General features: G+C 60.9%; 19 protein-coding genes. 15 read left to right on the top strand and 4 right to left on the bottom strand.

Going from position 1 to position 20,393, the window contains the following annotated elements:
• The first annotated feature begins 55 nt into the window (after positions 1-55).
• From surE to yrfG, 5 genes are read left to right on the top strand one after another with little or no spacing between them, the layout of a single operon-like run.
• The gene (gene surE, locus B059_RS0106910) at positions 56-799 is read left to right on the top strand and encodes a 5'/3'-nucleotidase SurE (protein WP_018077512.1); all 744 of its coding nucleotides are present in this window, start codon (positions 56-58) and stop codon (positions 797-799) included.
• The gene (locus B059_RS0106905) at positions 784-1,464 is read left to right on the top strand and encodes a protein-L-isoaspartate(D-aspartate) O-methyltransferase (RefSeq protein ID WP_018077511.1); all 681 of its coding nucleotides are present in this window, start codon (positions 784-786) and stop codon (positions 1,462-1,464) included. Before surE ends, B059_RS0106905 begins: the two co-directional genes overlap by 16 nt.
• 5 nt (positions 1,465-1,469) lie before the next feature.
• Positions 1,470-2,429: a peptidoglycan DD-metalloendopeptidase family protein gene (locus tag B059_RS0106900; protein WP_038058377.1), complete on the top strand. Its 960-nt coding sequence runs from the start codon at positions 1,470-1,472 to the stop codon at positions 2,427-2,429.
• The gene (rpoS, locus tag B059_RS0106895) at positions 2,426-3,367 is read left to right on the top strand and encodes an RNA polymerase sigma factor RpoS (RefSeq protein ID WP_018077509.1); all 942 of its coding nucleotides are present in this window, start codon (positions 2,426-2,428) and stop codon (positions 3,365-3,367) included. Before B059_RS0106900 ends, rpoS begins: the two co-directional genes overlap by 4 nt.
• Positions 3,368-3,413: 46 nt before the next feature.
• On the top strand, positions 3,414-4,067 hold the full coding sequence (gene yrfG, locus B059_RS0106890; protein ID WP_018077508.1) for a GMP/IMP nucleotidase: 654 nt from the start codon (positions 3,414-3,416) through the stop codon (positions 4,065-4,067).
• A gap of 18 nt (positions 4,068-4,085) precedes the next feature.
• On the opposite strand, the gene B059_RS0106885 is transcribed toward yrfG, so the two are convergent.
• Complete coding sequence (locus B059_RS0106885) at positions 4,086-4,466, bottom strand: Mth938-like domain-containing protein (protein WP_018077507.1); 381 nt, start codon at positions 4,464-4,466, stop codon at positions 4,086-4,088.
• Between the two features lie 156 nt (positions 4,467-4,622).
• Between B059_RS0106885 and B059_RS0106875 the strand changes: the two genes are divergently transcribed.
• From B059_RS0106875 to msrA, 6 genes are all read left to right on the top strand, one after another.
• Entirely contained in the window at positions 4,623-5,867 is a 1,245-nt protein-coding gene (locus B059_RS0106875) for a pyridoxal phosphate-dependent aminotransferase (protein WP_018077506.1), read from the top strand.
• A gap of 159 nt (positions 5,868-6,026) precedes the next feature.
• The gene (locus B059_RS0106870) at positions 6,027-7,340 is read left to right on the top strand and encodes a homoserine dehydrogenase (RefSeq protein ID WP_018077505.1); all 1,314 of its coding nucleotides are present in this window, start codon (positions 6,027-6,029) and stop codon (positions 7,338-7,340) included.
• A gap of 13 nt (positions 7,341-7,353) precedes the next feature.
• A complete protein-coding gene (gene thrC, locus B059_RS0106865; RefSeq protein WP_018077504.1) occupies positions 7,354-8,778 on the top strand; it encodes a threonine synthase in 1,425 nt (474 codons plus the stop codon).
• Positions 8,741-9,397, top strand: a complete 657-nt coding sequence (locus B059_RS0106860) for a uracil-DNA glycosylase family protein (RefSeq protein WP_081601590.1) — start codon at positions 8,741-8,743, stop codon at positions 9,395-9,397. The genes thrC and B059_RS0106860 overlap by 38 nt, the downstream gene beginning before the upstream one ends.
• Positions 9,398-9,431: 34 nt before the next feature.
• Positions 9,432-10,040, top strand: a complete 609-nt coding sequence (locus tag B059_RS0106855) for a glutathione S-transferase (protein WP_018077502.1) — start codon at positions 9,432-9,434, stop codon at positions 10,038-10,040.
• 123 nt (positions 10,041-10,163) lie between these two features.
• Positions 10,164-10,700, top strand: coding sequence for a peptide-methionine (S)-S-oxide reductase MsrA (msrA, locus tag B059_RS0106850; RefSeq protein ID WP_018077501.1), 537 nt, complete (start codon positions 10,164-10,166; stop codon positions 10,698-10,700).
• A gap of 151 nt (positions 10,701-10,851) precedes the next feature.
• Here the strand turns inward: msrA and B059_RS0106845 are convergent, their stop codons facing one another.
• Both B059_RS0106845 and B059_RS18790 read right to left on the bottom strand, forming a co-directional pair.
• Positions 10,852-11,670, bottom strand: coding sequence for an energy transducer TonB family protein (locus tag B059_RS0106845; protein ID WP_026177356.1), 819 nt, complete (start codon positions 11,668-11,670; stop codon positions 10,852-10,854).
• 461 nt (positions 11,671-12,131) lie between these two features.
• Positions 12,132-13,757 (bottom strand): EAL domain-containing protein, encoded by a 1,626-nt coding sequence (locus tag B059_RS18790; RefSeq protein WP_018077500.1) that lies wholly within the window; start codon positions 13,755-13,757, stop codon positions 12,132-12,134.
• 272 nt (positions 13,758-14,029) lie between these two features.
• On the opposite strand from B059_RS18790, the gene B059_RS0106835 reads away from it, so the two are divergent.
• The 4 genes from B059_RS0106835 (at position 14,030) to B059_RS0106820 (ending at position 19,944) form a co-directional block, all read left to right on the top strand.
• Positions 14,030-14,647 (top strand): tyrosine-type recombinase/integrase, encoded by a 618-nt coding sequence (locus B059_RS0106835; protein ID WP_018077499.1) that lies wholly within the window; start codon positions 14,030-14,032, stop codon positions 14,645-14,647.
• 596 nt (positions 14,648-15,243) lie between these two features.
• Positions 15,244-16,101 carry a glycosyltransferase family 32 protein gene (locus tag B059_RS0106830; RefSeq protein WP_018077498.1) on the top strand — a complete coding sequence of 286 codons (858 nt, stop codon included), beginning with the start codon at positions 15,244-15,246 and terminating at the stop codon, positions 16,099-16,101.
• Between the two features lie 65 nt (positions 16,102-16,166).
• Complete coding sequence (locus tag B059_RS18785) at positions 16,167-18,341, top strand: family 16 glycosylhydrolase (protein WP_018077497.1); 2,175 nt, start codon at positions 16,167-16,169, stop codon at positions 18,339-18,341.
• A complete protein-coding gene (locus tag B059_RS0106820) occupies positions 18,322-19,944 on the top strand; it encodes a carbamoyltransferase C-terminal domain-containing protein (RefSeq protein ID WP_018077496.1) in 1,623 nt (540 codons plus the stop codon). Before B059_RS18785 ends, B059_RS0106820 begins: the two co-directional genes overlap by 20 nt.
• Positions 19,945-20,121: 177 nt before the next feature.
• Here the strand turns inward: B059_RS0106820 and B059_RS20255 are convergent.
• Positions 20,122-20,393: IS30 family transposase (locus tag B059_RS20255; protein WP_157273638.1), on the bottom strand; the 272-nt coding region annotated here is incomplete at its 5' end.

Raw genomic sequence — 20,393 nt, 5'->3', positions numbered from 1 at the left:
TGCTTGTTCTCATGCAGCCCGTGTTTTCGACGATAGATAGTGCTGGGGGCCGCTGATGCGCATCCTGCTTTCCAACGATGACGGTTACTTCGCCCCCGGTCTTGCCGCGCTGGCGCGGACGCTCGCTCCCCTGGCCGACATCACCGTGGTGGCGCCCGAACGCGACCGCAGCGGCGCTTCCAATTCGCTGACGCTCGATCGCCCGCTGATGTTGCGGCAGGAGCCGGGTGGCTTTTACTACGTCAACGGCACCCCGACCGACTGCGTTCATCTGGCTGTCACCGGCATGCTCGACCATCTGCCGGACATGGTGATCTCCGGCATCAACCACGGCGCCAACATGGGCGACGACACGATTTATTCGGGCACCGTCGCCGCCGCCACCGAAGGCTATCTGCTCGGTGTCCCGTCGATTGCGGTATCGCTCGCCAACCACAGCGCGCAGCACTTCGACACTGCCGCACGCGTGGTGGTCGAACTGGTGCAACGTATCCAGGCGCAGCCACCGACCGAGCCGATGCTGCTCAACGTCAATGTGCCGGATCGCGCCTGGGCCGATCTCGGCGGCATACGCGTGACCCGACTGGGCAAGCGCCACAAGGCCGAACCGGTGGTGAAAACCACCAACCCGCGCGGACAGACCGTGTACTGGGTGGGGGCATCGGGAGGCGCGCAGGATGCGGGCGAAGGCACCGATTTTCATGCCATCGCCAACGGCTTCGTTTCGATCACCCCGCTGCAAATGGACCTGACCCGTTTCAGCCAGATGGACAGCGTAAGCGTATGGCTGAATCCCTGAACCTGCGCGCCGGCATCGGCATGACCTCGGCACGCACGCGCGGCCGCATGGTCGAGCGCCTGCGCGAGCAGGGCATCAAGGACGAGATCGTGCTGGCGGCGATGGGCGCGGTGCCGCGCCATCTGTTCGTCGACCAGGCGCTGGAGTCGCGCGCCTACGAGGACACAGCGCTGCCGATCGGCTTCGGACAGACCATTTCGAATCCTTACACCGTGGCGCGCATGGCCGAACTGGCGCGCCACGGCGAGGCGAGCCAGGGCCATGAACTGGGCCGCGTACTGGAAATCGGGCTGGGCTGCGGCTATCAGGCAGCCGTGCTGGGCAGGCTGGCGCGCGAAGTGGTGTCGCTGGAACGCATCGCCGCGCTGGTCGGCAAAACCCGCCAGCGCCTGCGTGAACTGCGGGTCAACAACGTCAAGCCCAAGCACGGCGACGGCATGGCGGGGGCGAAGGATTTCGCGCCGTTCGACGCCATCGTGATTGCGGCCGCGTTTGCCGAGGTGCCGCATGGTTTGCTGGCCCAGCTGGGCGATGGCGGGCGTCTGGTGATGCCGCTCGGCAATGCCACGCAGACGCTGTGCGTGTTCGAGCGCCAGGGCGATCAGTTCACCGAGCGTCGGCTCGAAGGCGTGAAATTCGTCCCTTTGCTGCCGGGGGTGGCGTGATCAGGATGGCCGCCCGCGGCGGCGTGAGGGCCGTATGGCTGGGCGGACTGCTGTTGGGAATGGCGGGGTGCGCCTCGCACACGCCGGCGCCGGTGAGCGAACGGACGCCAGCGCGCGTCGGCAGCATGCCACCCGCTACGGCCAAACCCGGCCCGGCGCAGCAGATCGTGCCGTCCGCCAACGGCCTGTATACGGTTCAGCGCGGCGATACGCTGTATGCCATTGCGTTTGCCAACAGCCTGGATTACCGCGAAGTTGCCGACTGGAACCGGCTCGATTCGCCCGACCGCATCCTGGTTGGCCAGGTGCTGCGGCTGACGCCGCCACCGGGTGCGGTCGAAATCAAACCGCTCGACGAGGTGGCCGTGCCGAGCGCGCGCCCGCTGGTCGAGCCGCCTTTGCAGCGCGAACCGCAAGCCGTGTTGCTGGCGTATTCCGAGGCCAACTGGGCGCAGGTGTCGGCCGCGCCCACCGTCGCCCAGCCGGTGCCCGCCGCCGCTCCGACCCCCGCTCCGGCTCCGGCTCCCGCTCCGGCTCCCGCTCCGAGCGCGGCTCCGGCTCGGAGCGTGACTCCGACCCCCGCTCCGAGCGCGGCGGTCGACAACTGGCTGTGGCCGGTCGACGGCACCCTGGCGGGGCGTTTTGGTGCAGCGGGCGGCAAAGGCATCGACATCGTCGGGCAACGCAATGCGCCGGTGAAAGCGGTGGCGCCCGGCAAGGTGGTATACAGCGGCAGCGGCCTGCGCGGCTACGGGCGTCTGCTGATCGTCAAGCATGCGGGCGAGTTCCTCTCCGCCTATGCACACAACGAAGCGATCCTGGTGAAGGAAGGCGACAGCGTGAGCGCCGGACAAAAAATCGCGCTGATGGGTGATAGCGATGCCGATCGGGTTAAACTTCATTTTGAAATCCGCCGTTATGGCAAACCGCTCGATCCACTGAACTACCTTCCGGAGCGTTCATGAGCCGTCAATCCAGCGACGAATCCGAAGACCTGACGCCAGGCGATGCCGAAACGGAGCAGCCGGTGGCGGACAGCAGCGAAGAACTGGCGTCGGCCATCCTCGACGAGCCGCAGGTCGACGTCACCCAGCTCTATCTCAACGAAATCGGCCAGGCGCCGCTGCTGACCGCAGCGGAGGAAGTCGCGCTGGCGCGGCGCACCGTGCTGGGCGACTTCGAGGCGCGGCAGACCATGATCGAGCGCAACCTGCGGCTGGTGGTCAACATCGCCAAGCATTACGCCAACCGCGGCCTGACGCTGCTCGACCTGGTGGAAGAGGGCAATCTCGGTCTCATCCATGCGCTGGAAAAATTCGACCCCGAGCGCGGTTTCCGCTTCTCGACCTACGCCACCTGGTGGATCCGCCAGAACATCGAGCGCGCGATCATGAACCAGTCGCGCACCATCCGCCTGCCGGTGCACATCATCAAGGAACTCAACATCTATCTGCGTGCCAAGCGGCATCTGGAAACCCACGGCGTGACCGATGCCACCTCGGACGATATCGCCGCACTGACCGGTCATCCGGTCGAGAACGTGCGCCGCATCATGCGGCTGAATGAAAGAGTGGCATCGCTCGATGCGCCGCTCGACGTCGATCCCACGCTGTCGCTGGGCGAAACGATCGCCGACGACAATGTTCATCTGCCGGACGAAATGCTGCAGATCGAAGAAATCGAACACCATGTCCACGAATGGCTGACCCAGCTCAATGACAAGCAGCGCTGGGTGATCGAGCGGCGCTTCGGCCTCAACAACTGCGAAGCCTGCACGCTGGAAGACCTGGCGCTCGAACTGCAGGTGACGCGCGAGCGCGTGCGCCAGATCCAGATGGAATCCCTGCGCGTGCTGCGGCAGCTGTTGCGGCGGCGCGGCGTATCCAAGGACGAGTTGTTTTAACCCGGAAACGGCAGCGACCGTCGCCGGCGCATGGGGAGGCGCTGCAGTGATCGATTGGCAGCAGATACAGAGCGTCTTCCTCGACATGGACGGCACGCTGCTGGATCTCCATTTCGACAACCACTTCTGGCTGGAGCACATGCCGCGTCGCTATGCCGAATACCACGGCCTGGCGCCGGAAGTGGCACGCGCCCGGCTCACCGCGCATTACGAGCGCCACAGCGGCACGCTCAACTGGTATTGCCTCGACTTCTGGAGCAATGAGCTTGCGCTCGACATCGTGCAGTTGAAGGAAGAGGTCGCGCACCTGATCGCCGTGCGCCCGGACGTCCCGGCATTCTTGCAGGCGGTGCGCGCGACGGGACGCCGGGTGGTGATGGTGACCAACGCGCATCCCAAGAGTCTCGGCCTGAAAATGCGCGAAACCCGCATCGATGCCTATTTCGATGCGCTGGTCTCTTCCCATCAGGTCGGCCTACCGAAGGAGCATCCGGATTTCTGGCAGGGCTTGCAGAAGGTCGAGCCGTACGACAAGGCGCGCACCTTGTTCGTCGACGACAGCCTGCCGGTACTGCGGAGTGCGCAGGCCTATGGCATCGCCCACCTGCTGGCGGTGTGCAATCCGGATTCGAAACAGCCGCACAAGGACTGCGGCGAATTCACCGCCATCGCCAGCTTTGCGCAGATGATGCCGGAATAGGCGTTCGCGGGAGCCGGGCTAATCGGGGTCGATCAGCACCGCTGCGCCCACGTTGCGGCCTTCGGCGATCAGGATGTTGTAGGTGCGGCAGAGCGCGCCGAGGTCCATGACTTCCAGCCCGATGCGGGCATCCAGCAGCGGGCGGGTGAGCGCAGGCTGGGGAAAGCGCAGCCGGGTGCCGGTGCCGAGCAGCACGATGTCGACCGGGTGCTCGGCGATCCAGGCAAAGTGCGCCACCGTGAGCGCCGTAAAGTCCAGCCCCGCCCAAGGCGCGGCCTCGATGCCGCGGGCGGTGAGCAACAGGCCCGTATCGTGGCGTGTGCCGCCAATCAGCACGTGGCCGGCCGCATAGCCGGTGAACAGCAGCTGGTTCGGGGCGGTATTGAGGTGCAGTTTCATGACGAAACCATAGCAGATTCGAAGGTAGCCGGCTTTCTGCCGCCCTGCGCAGCGTTTGCCGGGGCGGGGCGGCTCCGGTAAAATCGCGCGTTTTCCAAGGCGTTGTTTTACTTTGATTTGTTGCCTTGATTTTACGCAGGTTGACAAGGATTCGTTGTGACGGCAGACACCAAGCCATGCTTACGCACCATTCGTAAATCGTCCAAGCTGGACAACGTCTGCTACGACATCCGCGGCCCGGTATTGGCGCGCGCACGGCAGATGGAGGAAGAGGGCCAGCGCATCATCAAGCTGAACATCGGCAATCCGGCGCCGTTCGGCTTCGACGCGCCCGAGGAGATCGTCCAGGACGTGATCGTCAACCTGCCGAATGCGTCCGGCTACAGCGACTCCAAGGGCCTGTTCTCGGCGCGCAAGGCGATCATGCACGAGACCCAGCGCAAAGGCATCGCCGGGGTGACCATCGATGACATCATCGTCGGCAACGGCGCCTCCGAACTGATCGTGATGGCGATGCAGGCGCTGCTGAACAACGGCGACGAGGTGCTGGTGCCGGCGCCGGACTACCCCTTGTGGACCGCAGCAGTAAGCCTGGGCGGCGGCAAGCCGCGGCACTACCTGTGCGACGAGGGCGCCGGCTGGCTGCCCGATCTCGACGACATCCGCGCCAAGATCACGCCACATACGCGCGCCATCGTCATCATCAATCCGAACAACCCCACCGGTGCGCTGTATCCGACCGAACTGCTGCTGGAACTCCTGGAGATCGCGCGCCAGCATCAACTGATCGTGTACGCCGACGAGATCTATGACAAGGTGCTGTACGACGGCGTGGTGCACACCTCGATCGCCTCGCTGGCCGAGGACGTGCTGATCGTCACCTTCAACGGCCTGTCGAAAAACTACCGCGCCTGCGGCTATCGTTCCGGCTGGCTGATCGTGTCGGGCGACAAGCGCCACGCCAAGGACTATCTGGAAGGCCTCAACATGCTGGCGTCGATGCGCCTGTGCTCCAACGTGCCGGGGCAATACGCGATCCAGACCGCGCTGGGCGGCTACCAGAGCATCAACGACCTGGTCGCGCCAGGCGGCCGGCTGGCCCGCCAGCGCGACCTGGCGCACGAACTGCTGAGCCTGATTCCTGGCGTCAGCTGCGTCAAGCCGAAGGCGGCGATGTACCTGTTCCCGCGGCTCGACCCCAAGTACTACCGCATCCACGACGACCAGAAATTCATCCTCGATCTGCTGGATGAGGAGCGTGTGCTGGTGGTGCAGGGAACCGGTTTCAACTGGCCGCATCCGGATCACATCCGGGTGGCGTTCCTGCCGCACGAAGAAGGCCTGATCGAGGCAATCGGCCGCATGAGCCGCTTTCTCGACCGGCAACGGGCACATCGCTGATTTTTTTTCATCCGCGAAGTACGCGAAGAGACCCGAAGACAATGCAAGAGAAAATTCCAGGAAACGATTCGAATGTCCTGGGTTTTCTTCGCGCTTCTTCGCGTCCTTTATGCCCTTCGGGTATTCGCGGATAAATGTTTTTTTGACCGAGATCACACAATGAAGCCCATCCACGTCGGCCTGCTGGGCCTGGGAACCGTCGGTGGCGGCACGCTCACCGTGCTGCGCCGCAATGCCGAAGAAATCACCCGTCGCGCCGGCCGCGAAATCCGTGTGCTGCGCGCGGCGGTACGCAATCTTGAAAAGGCCAGGGCATTGGCGGGCGACCTGCCGCTGACGACCAACCCGTTCGACGTGGTCGACGATCCCGATATCGACATCGTGGTCGAGCTGATCGGCGGGTTGGAGCCGGCGCGTGAGCTGGTGATGCAGGCGATCGCCAACGGCAAGCACGTGGTGACCGCCAACAAGCATCTGGTCGCCAAGCACGGCAATGAAATCTTCGCCGCGGCGCAGGCCAGGGGCGTGATGGTGACGTTCGAGGCCGCAGTGGCGGGTGGCATCCCCATCATCAAGGCGCTGCGCGAAGGGCTTTCCGCCAACCGTATCGAGTGGCTGGCCGGCATCATCAACGGCACCAGCAACTTCATTCTCACCGAGATGCGCGACAAGGGCGCCGCCTTCGCCGACGTGCTGAAGCAGGCACAGGAGCTCGGCTACGCCGAGGCCGACCCGACCTTCGACATCGAGGGCATCGATGCCGCGCACAAGCTCACCATCCTGTCGGCGATCGCCTTTGGCATCCCGATGCAGTTCGAGCGTGTCTACACCGAGGGCATCTCGAATCTCACGCGCGAGGACGTGCAATACGCCGAGGAACTGGGATACCGCATCAAGCTGCTGGGCATCGCCCGCCGTGCGGAGGCCGGTATCGAACTGCGCGTCCACCCGACGCTGATTCCCGAGCGGCGCCTCATCGCCAATGTCGACGGCGCGATGAACGCGGTGCTGGTGAAGGGCGACGCCGTCGGCCCGACGCTGTATTACGGCGCTGGCGCCGGCGCCGAGCCGACCGCTTCCGCGGTGGTCGCCGACCTGGTCGACGTCACCCGGCTGCATACCGCCGATCCGCACCATCGCGTGCCGCATCTGGCGTTCCAGCCCGACCAGCTGGCCGCCACGCCGATCCTGCCGATGGACGAGGTGCGCACTGCCTACTACCTGCGCCTGCGCGCCTTCGACCGTCCGGGCGTGCTGGCCGACATCACCCGCATCCTGGCCGACAGCGACATCTCCATCGACGCCATGGTGCAGAAGGAACCCGCCGAGGGCGAGGAGCAGGTCAACATCATCCTGCTGACTCATCTCACGGTGGAAAAAAACGTCAATGCCGCGATCGCCAGGATCGAGGCGCTCGACGCCGTGGCGGGGCAGGTGATGCGCATCCGTCTCGAAGAACTGGCAGCCAGGTAACCAGGGGCAGGCAATGAACTACCTCAGCACGCGCGGCCTTGCACCGCAATTACGTTTCTCCGAAATCCTGCTCGGCGGACTCGCCAGTGACGGCGGCCTCTATGTGCCGGAGACCTATCCGCACTTCAGCGAGGCCGAACTCGCGACGATGCGCGGAATGAATTACCGCGAACTGGCCTTCGCCGTACTGTCGCGCCTGATCGACGACATCCCGCACGACGACCTGCGCCGGCTGATCGACAAGACCTACACCGCCGATGTCTACCGCTACGCCAGCCCGGGCGAGAACGCCGAGGACATCACCCCGCTGAAAACGCTGGAGCCCGGCCTGCACGTGCTGGCGCTGTCGAACGGCCCGACGCTGGCGTTCAAGGACATGGCGATGCAGCTCCTGGGCAACCTGTTCGAGTACGTGCTGGCGAAAACCGGCGGCGAGCTCAACATCCTCGGCGCCACCTCGGGCGACACCGGTTCCGCCGCCGAATACGCGATGCGCGGCAAGCGCGGCATCCGCGTCTTCATGCTGTCGCCCGAGCACGGCATGACGCGCTTCCAGCAGGCGCAGATGTATGCGCTCACGGACGCCAACATCCACAACCTGGTGATCCGCGGCGTGTTCGACCAGTGCCAGGACATCGTCAAGGCGGTCTCCAACGATCTCGGCTTTAAAACGAAGCATCACATCGGCGTGGTCAACTCGATCAACTGGGCGCGTGTCGCGGCGCAGAGCGTCTACTACTTCAAGGCCTACTTCGCTGCCACCCACGACAACGACCAGCCGGTGTCGTTCTCCGTACCGTCGGGCAATTTCGGCAACGTCTGCGCCGGCCATATCGCGCGCCAGATGGGCCTGCCGATCCGCAAGCTGATCGTCGCCACCAACGAAAACGACGTGCTCGACGAATTTTTCAAGACCGGCGTCTACCGTCCGCGGCCTGAGACCAAACACACTTCCAGCCCGTCGATGGACATCTCCAAGGCGTCCAACTTCGAGCGCTTCGTGTTCGATCTCAGCGGGCGCGATGCCGCCAGGATCCGCAGCCTGTGGGCGGCGGTGGAGTCCGGCGGCAGTTTCGATCTCGATGCAGATGGCCTGTTCAGGCGCGTGGCCGAGTTCGGCATGGTCTCGGGATCGAGCAACCACGCCAGCCGCATCGACACCATCCGCACCGTGTACGAGGTCTATGGCACCATGATCGATCCGCACACCGCCGACGGCCTGAAAGTGGGCCTCGAGCACCGCGAGCCGGGCGTACCGCTGATCTGCATGGAAACCGCGCAGCCGGCCAAGTTCGAGGACGCAATCCGCGAGGCGCTCGGCGTCGAGCCGGTGCGCCCGGCCGAACTCGCCGAGTTGGAGGCGCAGCCGCAGAAAAAATACGTCATGGATGCCGACATCGATGCGGTCAAGCAGTTTATCGTCGACCACGCCGGCTGATCCCGACCAGCCGGAAGGCCTTGGCAGGCTGGTGGAGAAGGTGCAGGCGTGCACCGTCTGCGCCGCAAACTTGCCCCATTCCCCACGCCCCGTTCTGCAGGTCTCTCCCACCGCGCGCCTGCTGATTGTCGGCCAGGCGCCGGGACGGCGCGTGCACGAGACCGGCATTCCATGGAACGATCCCTCCGGCGATTTACTGCGGCAATGGCTGGGAATGACGCGCGAACAGTTCTACGATGCGGCGCGCATTGCCATCGTCCCCACCGGCCTGTGCTACCCCGGCACGGCGAAAGGCGGCGACCTGCCGCCGCGCCCGGAATGCGCGCCACTGTGGCATCCGCAGTTGATCCAGGCCATGCCGCAGATCCGGCTGACGCTGTTGATCGGTGCCTACGCCCAGGCGTATTACCTGGGGCGGCGCCGTGGCAGAACGCTGGCCGACACGGTGGCCAGGTGGCGCGAATTCTCCCCGAATTTATTTCCGCTGCCGCATCCCAGTCCGCGCAACCGCCTGTGGCTGAAACGTAATCCCTGGTTCGAGACCGAAGTGTTGCCGGCCCTGCGCGAACGGGTTGGAGCCGCGCTGGCGCCGGGTGATAATGACGGCGCTGCGCCATAACCATGCCTAACAAAGCTGTACTCAGGGAACCCGAATGAAACTCGTCACCTCGCTCACCAGTCCTTACGGCCGCAAAGTTCGTGTGGTGCTGGCGGAAAAGAAAATCCCGTTCCAACTCCAGATCGAGGACCCCTGGCGGCCCGACAGCCCGGTGTCCGACTTCAACCCGCTCGGCAAGGTGCCGGTGCTGGTGCTGGAAGACGGTGAATCGGTGTTCGATTCGCGCGTCATCGTCGAGTATCTCGACCACATCAGTCCGGTTTCGCACCTGATTCCCGGCGAGCCGAAAAGCCGCATGATGGTGCGCGGCGTCGAAGCGCTGGCCGATGGCGTTACCGACTCCGCGGTCGCGATTTTCTACGAGAAAAAACGCCCCGCCGACAAACAGAGCGCCGACTGGCTGACGATGCAGGAAAAAACTCTGTTCCGCGGACTCGAAGCCCTGTCCGAGGCACTCGGCGAAAAGCCCTGGTATCTTGGCAACAGCATGACGCTCGCCGACGTCGCCTGCGGTTGCACGCTGGGGTATCTGAATCTGCGCTTCCCTGAAATCGACTGGCGCGACGCGCACCCCAACCTGGCAAAACTTTTCGACAAGCTGATGGCGCGCGCCTCGTTCAAGGAAACCGTGCCGGTCGTCTGATGTGCTCACTCTCCTTCCCTGCAAGCGGCTGCAGGAGGGGCGTTGCCAGGCAACGGGGCATCCACTGGCGTATTCCTTGCGGGTGAGAGGCAAATCTGAACGACCGTGCAATGGAGAAATGGAATGGCTCGTGAAATCGCAACCCTCGCCGGCGGCTGCTTCTGGTGCACCGAAACCGTTTTCAACCGCCTGCACGGCGTCGAATCCGCCGCCTCGGGCTACATGGGCGGCCACACGCTCAACCCCACCTACGAGGACATCTGCAACGGCGACACCGGCCATGCCGAAGTCGTACGGGTGACGTTCGACCCCGACGTGATTGCGTTTCGCGACCTGCTCGACGTCTTCTTCACGATCCACGATCCCACCCAGCTCAACCGCCAGGGCAACGACGTCGGCACCCAGTACCGCTCGGCCATCTTCTGGCACACGGTCGGGCAGAAGGCCGAGGCCGAAGCCGCGATCGCCGAGCTGAATGCGTCAAAGCAGTTCGCCGTGCCCATCGTGACGGAAGTGACTGAAGCGACGACCTTCTATCCCGCCGAGGACTACCATCAGCGCTACTACGAGCAGAACCCGCATCGGCCGTATTGCCAGTTCGTGGTCGCGCCGAAGGTGGCCAAGGCCGAGGCGAAGTTCGGCGGGCTGCTCAAGGGCTGAAGTGCGGAGCCGCTCAAGCAGGTCGATCAGGCGCAGATTTTGCCGTTCGTCCGTTCGACAGGCTCACGACGCAGCCTGAGCTTGTCGAAGGATTTGTTCGCGTCCCCCGCACGGTGCCAAAGCTGTCATTCCCGGAACGCAATCGCCCCGTTCACTCGCCGACCGAACCCCATTCCTTGAACTGGCGCTCCATGTCCTTTTCCTCGGCCTCGATCGAGTCCAGCCCGGTGTCCGGACACTCGGTCTCCGACGTGGCGCTGTCCGGCGGCGAAGTACGCTCAGAATGGGCAGGCGCAGCGCCGTTCCGCGCGAACGGGTTGCGGAAAGACGGCGGATCCGGCAGGCAGTCGTACTTGTAGATCGGCGGCCAGCCCGTCTCGAAGGGCAGGAAGGCGATGGTCTTCTCGAATACCAGCGGCTTGCCCGTCGGCGTCGGCGGCAGCGGCGGCATGGCGCGGATCGCCTGCAGGGCCAGCTTCTCGACGACATCCGAGGTCGACCACAGCACGTCCGCCTTCATGAGCCTGCCGTCGGGCGCGATCTCGATGCGGAAACGCACCAGGCCCTGACGTTCGCCCTCGATCGCCGTCCCCATCATGCTGCGTACCTGCTGGCCCCAGTTGTAGCGGTAGCGCTTGCTGTTCTTGAGCGTGTAGGTGGAGGCGAGTTGCCACTCCTCCGCGGTGGGCGCGAGCGGCGCGGCCATCGTGGCGGGTGTCTTCTCGGCCACGGGTGGCACCGGCGCATCCGGCACGCGAACCCGTTTCTGCTCCACGCGTTGCGGCGTCGGGGCAGGGTGGACAGGGTTCACCGGCCGCACCGGCGCAAGCGTGAGCTCGACCCGCAACGGCTCCTCGACGGCCGGGGGCGGAGGGAGCGGCGCGTGGAACTTGCCCAGCGCCAGCAGGCCGGCGTGAACGCCCAGCGACAGCGCGAGGGCCGAGAGCAACCGGAACCTGACGGGGGGCATGAGTGTGGGGGAAGTTCCATCCTGGCGTGCCAGGGTGGGAGAGCGGGAGTCCAGGAAGCTGAATTCTCCCTCAGGTGCCCGGAGGCGCTAATGGGCTCTTCTTACTGCCCTCCGGCGTTGTCTTGCTCCACTGAAGAGAAGCGGATGGGAATGTTACTTTGCAAGACCTGCCCCTATCCGTTGGTTGTCTGCTAATCGGCCGAAGCGGCCGGTGGGGTTCTGGGTAAACGTGGTCCGCTATGCGGTTTTGAGCAGTCGCTGATCAGAGCTCACGCCGAACGGCAGCTTTCCAATACGGCGAACGCGCACTTTCGACCCATAGCAGGCGTTTGTGACCCTACAGTTTCTGTCTGTTGTCAGCCGGGAAGCAGTCGTTCAACGTCAGGCTACAGGCGCGTGTCGACTGCGGCGGTCGTTTCTGCAAGCCGCCGTTCAGCGGCACACGCCTCCGAAGAGCACCGTCACGAGTCGGTCAAAAGCGGATATTGCATCGCGCCTACCACTGGGTCAGGCTGCTTTTCCGTCTTTTCCACATACGCGGCGAACTCCGCAAACGGCAACGGCTTGGCGAAGAGGTAGCCCTGCGCGTATTGAACGCCTCGCTGCGCCAAAAAGCGGCGTTGTTCTTCGGTTTCCACTCCTTCGGCAATCATCTCCAGCTTGAGCGACTTCGCCATCTCAATGATATGCAGTGCGACCTGGCTGGTTGCGGCTTCACCGCCCATCGTATCAACAAAGGACTTGTCGATTTTCAGATAGTCGAGATGGAACTTCTCCAGGTAGGACAAGCTGGAATAGTCGGTGCCGAAATCATCGATGGCGATTCGCACGTCGAGGGAGTGGATATCGTCCATTATGCGTCGTGCGACGTCCGCCTGCATGAAGCCGCGTTCTGTCGCCTCAACCATAATATTATGTGGCTTGACGCCCATCTCGCGGATGAGGTCGCGCACAAGCTGCGTAGTCTCGGCGATCACCAAGTCTTTGGACGACAGGTTGATCCCGATGTGCAGATGCGGATGTGCCTTGAGGAATCGCGCCGTGTCGTGAGCGACGAGCCGCAGCACCTCCTTCGTTATATCGTGGATGAGTCCCGATTCTTCGGCGTACGGGATGAACATGTCTGGTCTTACTATCGTGCCATCAGGTCGGCGCCAGCGGATGAGCGCTTCTGCCCCGACACACCTGCCGCTCTGTAGCTCGACAACCGGTTGATAAACGAGAAAGAATTCGTTCCGCCTCAGACCGGCCTTGATCAAAGCACGGGGAGACATCTGGTATCTCGTCCCGTAAAAGACTGCGAGCGCGAGCACCAGACCGGCACCGACGCCGGCGGGGATCATAAGCATTGCCGCGCGTTGTAAGCCTTCTCTTACCGTCGTTTGTTTAATCGCAGCGAACGATGCGAACGTATATTTTGAAGACCTCTTGAACGCGACGAGATGTCGGCCACTGGAAAAATGTGCCTCTGTCGCACTGCCGAGTTCTTCCATCCATCGCGGATTGAAATCGCCATGCGACACAAGGGGTGTCTTCGTGGAACCGAAAAATGCGCCCATCGAAATATCCGGCACGTTTGGCAGAAGCGCTTGATCGCCATCTATTATGGCGGTATAGCCGGTTGATCTGTCTGTCGAGACGAGGAAAGTCTTGCCCGGAACATCTTCGAATCGAACCGATGTGCGGACATCAGAGCCGAGAGGGCTGCGGTATGCTGGCGGGCCGAGCGGGATGCCCATGCTTCCTACGTCATGGCGGCCGAATGAGCTGCATATTAAGTGATCGTTCGCCACGTACCCCACTGCCTTAAGCTGGTCCATTTGCATGGCGATGCGACGCATCAAGCGGATGTTCTGCTCCGAACATGAGTCGGTAGCCTTGGCAGCCTTCATCAGGCGGAACATTTCGAAGGTCTCGTCGGCCATAAGATCCATGCGCCGAAGGACTTCGCTGGCCACTCTGTCGCCCCGGCTCTGCTGTTCCGCGAGGTTTTGCTTCTCAGCCCAATACAGGGAGGCTGCGATGGGTGCTGCAATCGCAAGGACGCCTACGACTACGGCGATACCAATTACGGCCCGCTTGTTCAAGCCTCCCCCCTAACGTCCATAATTATTCAGGGCGCCCATTATGGACTCCTATCCTCCTGATTTTTAATCGTTATCGATTTCCTGCGTCTCTATAATAACCTCCAATAATATGGACAGGGTGAATGTCCCTTTTGGGAGGGTAAGCAGGTCCCTAGATGAACTAGGCCAATGTCCCTTTTTGGCCGATAGTGCGCGAAGAAAACCCCACCAGATAGCGGACTTCGCTTCCGTGATCTTCAAACAGATTCCCTTCAACAACCAAGGAGTCTGTCATGGAAAACATCCCACAACGGCAAGCATGGAACAAGGGCAAGCTTGTTGGCCAGAAGCCGCCGCTGAAGCCCAAGGACATCTGGGCCATCCGTATACACCTACAGAACAGACATGCCGTCCGTGACCTTGCCATGTTCAACTTGGCGATCGACAGCAAACTGCGCGGCTGCGATCTCGTCAATCTGCACGTGCGTGACGTGACCAACGGGCACCAGATCCTCTCTCGTGCCATGGTCATCCAGCGGAAGACGCAGCGTCCCGTCCAATTTGAATTGACGGAGCCAACGAGAATCGCTGTGGCAGCCTGGATCGAAAAGGCTCAGTTGCATACCACCGACCAGTATCTGTTTCCAAGCCGGGTCAGCAGGTCACCGCACGTGTCGACTCGCCAATATGCGCGCCTCGTGCATCATTGGGTCCACGCTGTTGGGCTGGATTCATCGGCATATGGGACGCATTCGATGCGTCGCACCAAGGCCACGCTGATCTACAAACGGACGAAGAATCTTCGGGCCGTTCAGCTCCTGCTTGGTCACACCAAACTGGAAAGCACGGTCCACTACCTCGGCATCGAGGTGGACGACGCTTTGGAGATTTCCGAGCAGACGGAAATCTAGCGATACTCTTCTGCGGCCACACCGTTTTCGGCGGGGTGGCCGCTTTCTGGCATCAGGTTGTCGGGCTGGTGCCGGCCAGGAGCAGAAGCTCAAGCTGAGAGGTACGCCTGTCTCTTGTTCGGCCTGAGCGGCCGCTCAAGACTGCAACCGAATACGTCCCCTATAGGCTGATTAGAGACGTTCAGCAGAACCGTTCAGGCAGTGGGCTGTGCCCCCGTTGCGGCCGGTCGGCAGCCAGTGCTGGTGATCGTTCTGCGGTTAATGAAGACTTCAGTCTGGCTTTGACCCGACGAGGCCACGGCGAAAATGGAGCATGGAGAACACCCCGTCACCTTAGCTGAACAAAATAAGCCGGATAGTCCACCCCCCCTTCAGCCCCGCCATCGTAGAACGTTGCTCGGTCAGTTGCCCCGGCGGCCAGCCATTCTGTATGCGCGCGACTAGGTCTACCGCCTCCTGCTACGCAACGAGCAGCTCAATCAGGCATGTCAGCTGCCCCGCAGAGCGCGCGCAGTTTGTAGTAACTCATCCAAGGCCCCCATAATTGCCAACACTATGTCATAGGGACAAACGTAATAATGGGCGAAGCAAGAGATATGAACCAAGCTGTCAAAGCCGATCCACTGGGGCCTACCGAACGTGCGCGCTCTAACTTCGTACGTGACATGGTGCAGCGCCGTGATGTCTTAACGTTCGCCTCGACGACGTGGGCGAGCCCGACTCCAAAGCGCATCGTGCAGTTCTGGAACAATCTGCAGCGATTGCCTGAAGACGTCAAAGCCTGCATGGACTCGTGGAAACAACTCGAAAGGATCGGGTTTGAGTTAGAGGTGTTCGACGAGAGCTCTGCAAGAACGTTCATCCGAAACCGCTTAGGTGCTCGCCATGAGAGAGCCTTTAACAGGTGCTACCACCCTTCAATGATGTCGGACTACTTTCGTTACTCGTACGTGCTCGTAGAAGGAGGTTTCTACATCGATGCCGATGATGTCTACCACGGCACGCCGATCGACCAACTATTCCTGGATGGACGACTGAAGCTTCAGCCGTTCTGCTACGACATTGCAACGTCTCAAATGGTGGCACCGTCAATCTTTACTGAGCCGGGAGCCAACCAGCCGGGGTGGATTTTCTATTTCAACACCACGCCTCTGATCGCGTCGCGCCATCACCCCATCGTTGAAAGAGCGTTGTTGAACGCTACCTTGTCCCTTGAGGCGGATTTAGCGAGCGGGTTGCCCGAGGTCCAGGCTACGACCGGTCCTGGCAACCTCACCCGGTCAGTGTTCGAAGTGCTTAACGAAGGATGCTCGCCTAACGCGATGATGGTTGCGCACGATTGGGAACTGACATCCATTAGCCAGTGGCCACTTAGCTACCGCAACGACTCGAGGAACTGGAGGCTGTCCAATCAGCAGGCGTACCGTGCATCTTCGCTTTCGGACGCGCAGTGAATCCGGCACGCCCCCCCGTAGCTGCCCTCCGTCTGGCTTTTCACCTATGGCACGGCCTTCGCAAGATGCTTCCGGTGCAGACTTCGAAAGCATTCGGCGCTCAACGAACATTGAACGGTCAGGCGATTGAAAAAATCTACGTAATCAACCTTGACCGCGAGCCAACTCGATGGTCCCGCGTCAAACAGGAGCTTGGACGCATACGGGATGCGTTCGGCACTGAGCTTCTCAACCTCACGGAACGGCATGCAGCGGTGGATGCAAGATGTTTTTCACAAGATCCCGCCAAAGACGCAGAAGTCGATCCCTATTACACGTTGGCAGATCAACTTTTTGTCGAGCCTCAACCACAGACACTACCGACGCGGTACGAGCTTGAAGCACCTATCCAAATGAGTAGGGCTGAGGTGGCGGTTGCCAAATCACACATTCAGGTTTGGAGGCGAGTTGCGCAGGGAGAGCAAGAAAATGCTCTTATCCTTGAAGACGACGTGTGGTTTCATCCCCGTTTTGCCCGTCATGTGGACCAAGCTTGGAAGGATATTGCGATCGAAGGACGAAAGCACGAAGGCTTCGACATCCTCTATGTGTCGTACATGGAAGTGACGCATGGTGCCCCCAAAACGTTCGTGTCGAGCAATGTGTTCCGACCAGTGCGCGGACTGTGGTTTTTGTCCGGGTACATACTCTCCCGAAAAGGCGCAGAAAAGCTTCTTCGTTTACTACCTTGTCGCGGCCCGGTCGATCTTTGGATCAACCATCAGTTCAGCGTGCTGAACGTGCGAGCAACGAGGCGCTCCCTTGTTCGTCAAAGAAGAGACGCCCCCTCCAGCAATTTGTACTCGATTCTTCCCACCCTCTCCACGATCGGCGCGATCAATAGCGAGGGTGCTGCTCTGTTTAACATTCGTCCGACTCAGCTGCCTGTTTTTGCATTTGGGCCTGCCAACTCAGGCCAGTCTTCCCTCGCGATGGCGTTGTCGATGCTTGGGTACCGATGCTGCAGCGATCTGAATGAGCTGCCATTGCTGGAGTTGACGCGGCTTCGTGAGGGCAGTGTCGACCGGGTCTTCAATGCGTACGTCAACGTGGGATGTCTGGAATTGATGGTCGGGGACCTTCGACGCGTCTATCCTCAAGCTAAGTTCATCGTGACCCTCCCTCCAAGCGAAGCCGTTACTCAAACCGCTTGGAGCGTTCCAACCGACCTCGAAGGCTCGGACGTCGTCGTGCTTGATTCGGGCGACGTGCATGCTTGGAGGATCCTCTGCGAGCACCTCAAGTGTCCGCCACCTTCGTGCTCGTTCCCAAAGTTGGAGGACCTAGGGCAACGGCACACCCTTGAAGTCGGTCTAAAGACTGATCTTGCTCGCAAGCGCGCTACACCTGAGCGGGATCGATCCCCCTGGGTCGTTGAGTCTGATCACCGCGGCTGGTTAGGTATTCATGTTGTACCCACGGTCCATAAGAACGAAGGAAAGTGGATCGATGTCGATGATCGCCTAGAGCATCTCGACCCGCTGCGCTGGTCTGCAAGGACCGATACCTTCACCGGCAATTTGGCGCTTTTTCGTCCGCTGAACGTTGAATTCCACGGTGCCGGGGGCACAATGTTTCACGTACGTCGAGAAGAGCTAGGCGTTCGGCAATACAGCGCAGGCGCCCTGAGCAGTCATGCCCAGTACCTTTTCGGGAGGTTCGAATCTACTTTCCAAGCGTCTAACGTGCCGGGGGTGATCACTGGTTTTTTTCTTCACCGTAATTCACCGCACCAAGAAATTGACATCGAGATTGCCGGCAACATGCCAGATCGTCTCCTTGTCAACGTCTTCTACAACCCAGGTAATGAAGGTGCTCAGTTCGACTACGGCTACAGAGGTGCCCCAAGCCACATCGAGTTGGGCTTCGACGCCTCGAAGGGTATGCATCGGTATACCATCGAATGGTCCCCGTGCGAGATCCGATGGTTGGTGGATGATCAGCTTGTTCATCGGCGTGTGCTTTGGGATCCAACTCCGATTCCACACTTGCCGATGAAACTACATATCAACACTTGGCCCTCTCGATCCAGTCAGCTCGCGGGACGACTTAACACCCGCCGGCTTCCGGCCATGACCCACGTGCAATCGATTCGCGTAAGAGCGTACAGCCCATCGTTGCCTGAGCGCCAAGATGAGTTCATCCCGCCTCGGACGGCCCAGTTACCAGTGGAACAGCAACATGAAGATACTCTCGTATAACCCTGGCCACGACGGCGCATTTACGTATGTTGAGGACGGTCGCTTGGTGTTTTCCATCGAGGCTGAGAAGAATTCGAAGTACCGGCATTCATCGCTATCTGTTCCCGATACATTCGACGCACTCGCCGAACTTCAGGCCGTTCCCGACGTGCTGTGCAGAGGAGGTTGGTGGCCCGGCGACTCCCCACTCGGGCAAGAGGCCTTTGCTGACTACCGTGGCAGCCTTCGCGACCAAGTAGTTACCAGCAAGAAGCGCTTGTTGGGCAAGAGTGTCGACTTCTTTTCATCGTCCCACGAACGCTCGCACATCCTATGCGCCTTTGGAATGTCCAACTTGCCGAAGGGAACTCCCTGTTACGTGCTGCTTTGGGAGGGAGTCATCGGAGCGTTTTACGAGATCGATGCAGAGTTGAATGTGACGAAGGTCGGCGACGTCATGCCAGAGCCTGGCCATCGATACGCAATGCTCTACGCATTGGCAGATCCAACTTTCGACAAAAGCACCGCCGAATTCTCCCGGTTTTCTGATGCAGGAAAATTGATGGCGCTCGCTTCGTTTTCGAAGAGAAGCGAGCCGTCGGAAGAGGAAGAGAGAATAATTTCCTTCTTACTGCAGGATTGTCAGCACCTCACGCCCAGCCAGTGTGAAGCCCTGAAAGAGTTGCGGCACTACAACGTGGGGCTGGAAGATCCGGAATTCCGCAACTTCGCGGGTATCTTCAGCGACCGTCTGTTCGACCGGTTTCAGCGGTTTGCTACGGAAAATCTGAAACGGGGCGTGCCATTGTTGGTAGCGGGAGGATGTGGCCTCAATTGCGACTGGAACACGAAGTGGAAAGAGTCAGGATTCTTTTGCGACGTGTTCGTCCCTCCCGTCGCGAACGATTCGGGGTCAGCGATTGGTACAGCCATCGACGCGCAGTTCCATTTCACCGGCAATCCCAAGGTCACGTGGGATGTCTATTCCGGACTGCATTTCTTGTCCGACGAAGGTGTCGATGCCGCTCACTTCGACGAGTGGGAACCGAACATTTCAACCGTCGCCGACATGTTGGCCAGTGATTTGATCATGGGGTGGACAAATGGCCGGTACGAGATTGGACCGCGCGCTCTTGGTAACCGCTCCATCTTGGCCGCGCCTTTTAAAGCCAGCACCAGAAAGCGGCTGAACGTCATCAAACAGCGAGAGCAGTTCCGTCCGATCGCTCCCGTCTGCTTGGAGGATGACGCGGGAAAGTGGTTTGGATGCAATCACCCAAGCCCGTTCATGCTTTACACCCATCGGGCCTCCACGGATGCGCTGGCAGCGGTAACCCATGTAAACCAGACTGCGCGCATTCAAACGGTGTCCGCTCTGACCAACCGCCCGATGTTCGAGTTGCTGGCTGCGTTCAAGGCGCTAACGGGCTATGGCGTCTTATGCAATACATCTCTGAATTTCAAGAACAAGGGCTTCATCAACAAGATGTCCGATCTTTCAGCTTACACGTTGCAGCATAAACTTGACGGGTTTGTGGTCGAGGGACGTATCTACATGCTGAAATCGTCAACGAGGTACCAGAAGTACCTTCGTGACAACAAGCGACCCCAGGCAAAGGATTGAATCGCCCCAGATTTCGCAGTCATCAGGGGCCGCTTTCCATTCCGATCCCGCCGCTTAGGCCTAAGGAACGGAATGACGGCAATGGCCTACGACGAGCCGGTCGAGACTAGTCGGCCCACCATCGCCTCCTCGGTCTACGCCGGGCAAGGCGAATACGTCCGCTCTGGACTGGCGGATTCAACCGATCGACGCAACGGATTGGTGAAATCGTTCGGCGGGTGTTGCGTAGTTTAGTGTTTTCCTAGGGCGCTCATTCAATTTCCTCGCGATGGCATTGAGCTTGGCTTGCGAGTAGGTCGAAATATCGGTTCCCTTGGGGAAATACTGTCGCAGTAGCCCATTCGTATTTTCATTGGTTCCACGCTGCCAAGGACTCCGAGGGTCACAGAAATAGACCTGTATGTCCGTCGCCAACGTAAAGCGCTTGTGTCCGGCCATCTCGGTGCCTC

The organism is Thiobacillus denitrificans DSM 12475 (genome assembly GCF_000376425.1).
GTDB lineage: Bacteria > Pseudomonadota > Gammaproteobacteria > Burkholderiales > Thiobacillaceae > Thiobacillus > Thiobacillus denitrificans.
This window is presented reverse-complemented; position numbering and strand designations above follow the sequence as displayed.

Bases quoted from the DNA above. Each gene is read 5' to 3' on its own strand.
- surE (WP_018077512.1), top strand. From the start codon at position 56: ATGCGCATCCTGCTTTCCAACGATGACGGTTACTTCGCCCCCGGTCTT.
- B059_RS0106905 (WP_018077511.1), top strand. From the start codon at position 784: ATGGCTGAATCCCTGAACCTGCGCGCCGGCATCGGCATGACCTCGGCA.
- B059_RS0106900 (WP_038058377.1), top strand. From the start codon at position 1,470: ATGGCCGCCCGCGGCGGCGTGAGGGCCGTATGGCTGGGCGGACTGCTG.
- rpoS (WP_018077509.1), top strand. From the start codon at position 2,426: ATGAGCCGTCAATCCAGCGACGAATCCGAAGACCTGACGCCAGGCGAT.
- B059_RS0106885 (WP_018077507.1), bottom strand. From the start codon at position 4,466: ATGAAACTGCACCTCAATACCGCCCCGAACCAGCTGCTGTTCACCGGC.
- B059_RS0106870 (WP_018077505.1), top strand. From the start codon at position 6,027: ATGAAGCCCATCCACGTCGGCCTGCTGGGCCTGGGAACCGTCGGTGGC.
- thrC (WP_018077504.1), top strand. From the start codon at position 7,354: ATGAACTACCTCAGCACGCGCGGCCTTGCACCGCAATTACGTTTCTCC.
- B059_RS0106860 (WP_081601590.1), top strand. From the start codon at position 8,741: ATGCGGTCAAGCAGTTTATCGTCGACCACGCCGGCTGATCCCGACCAG.
- B059_RS0106855 (WP_018077502.1), top strand. From the start codon at position 9,432: ATGAAACTCGTCACCTCGCTCACCAGTCCTTACGGCCGCAAAGTTCGT.
- msrA (WP_018077501.1), top strand. From the start codon at position 10,164: ATGGCTCGTGAAATCGCAACCCTCGCCGGCGGCTGCTTCTGGTGCACC.
- B059_RS0106845 (WP_026177356.1), bottom strand. From the start codon at position 11,670: ATGCCCCCCGTCAGGTTCCGGTTGCTCTCGGCCCTCGCGCTGTCGCTG.
- B059_RS0106835 (WP_018077499.1), top strand. From the start codon at position 14,030: ATGGAAAACATCCCACAACGGCAAGCATGGAACAAGGGCAAGCTTGTT.
- B059_RS0106830 (WP_018077498.1), top strand. From the start codon at position 15,244: ATGAACCAAGCTGTCAAAGCCGATCCACTGGGGCCTACCGAACGTGCG.
- B059_RS18785 (WP_018077497.1), top strand. From the start codon at position 16,167: ATGCTTCCGGTGCAGACTTCGAAAGCATTCGGCGCTCAACGAACATTG.
- B059_RS0106820 (WP_018077496.1), top strand. From the start codon at position 18,322: ATGAAGATACTCTCGTATAACCCTGGCCACGACGGCGCATTTACGTAT.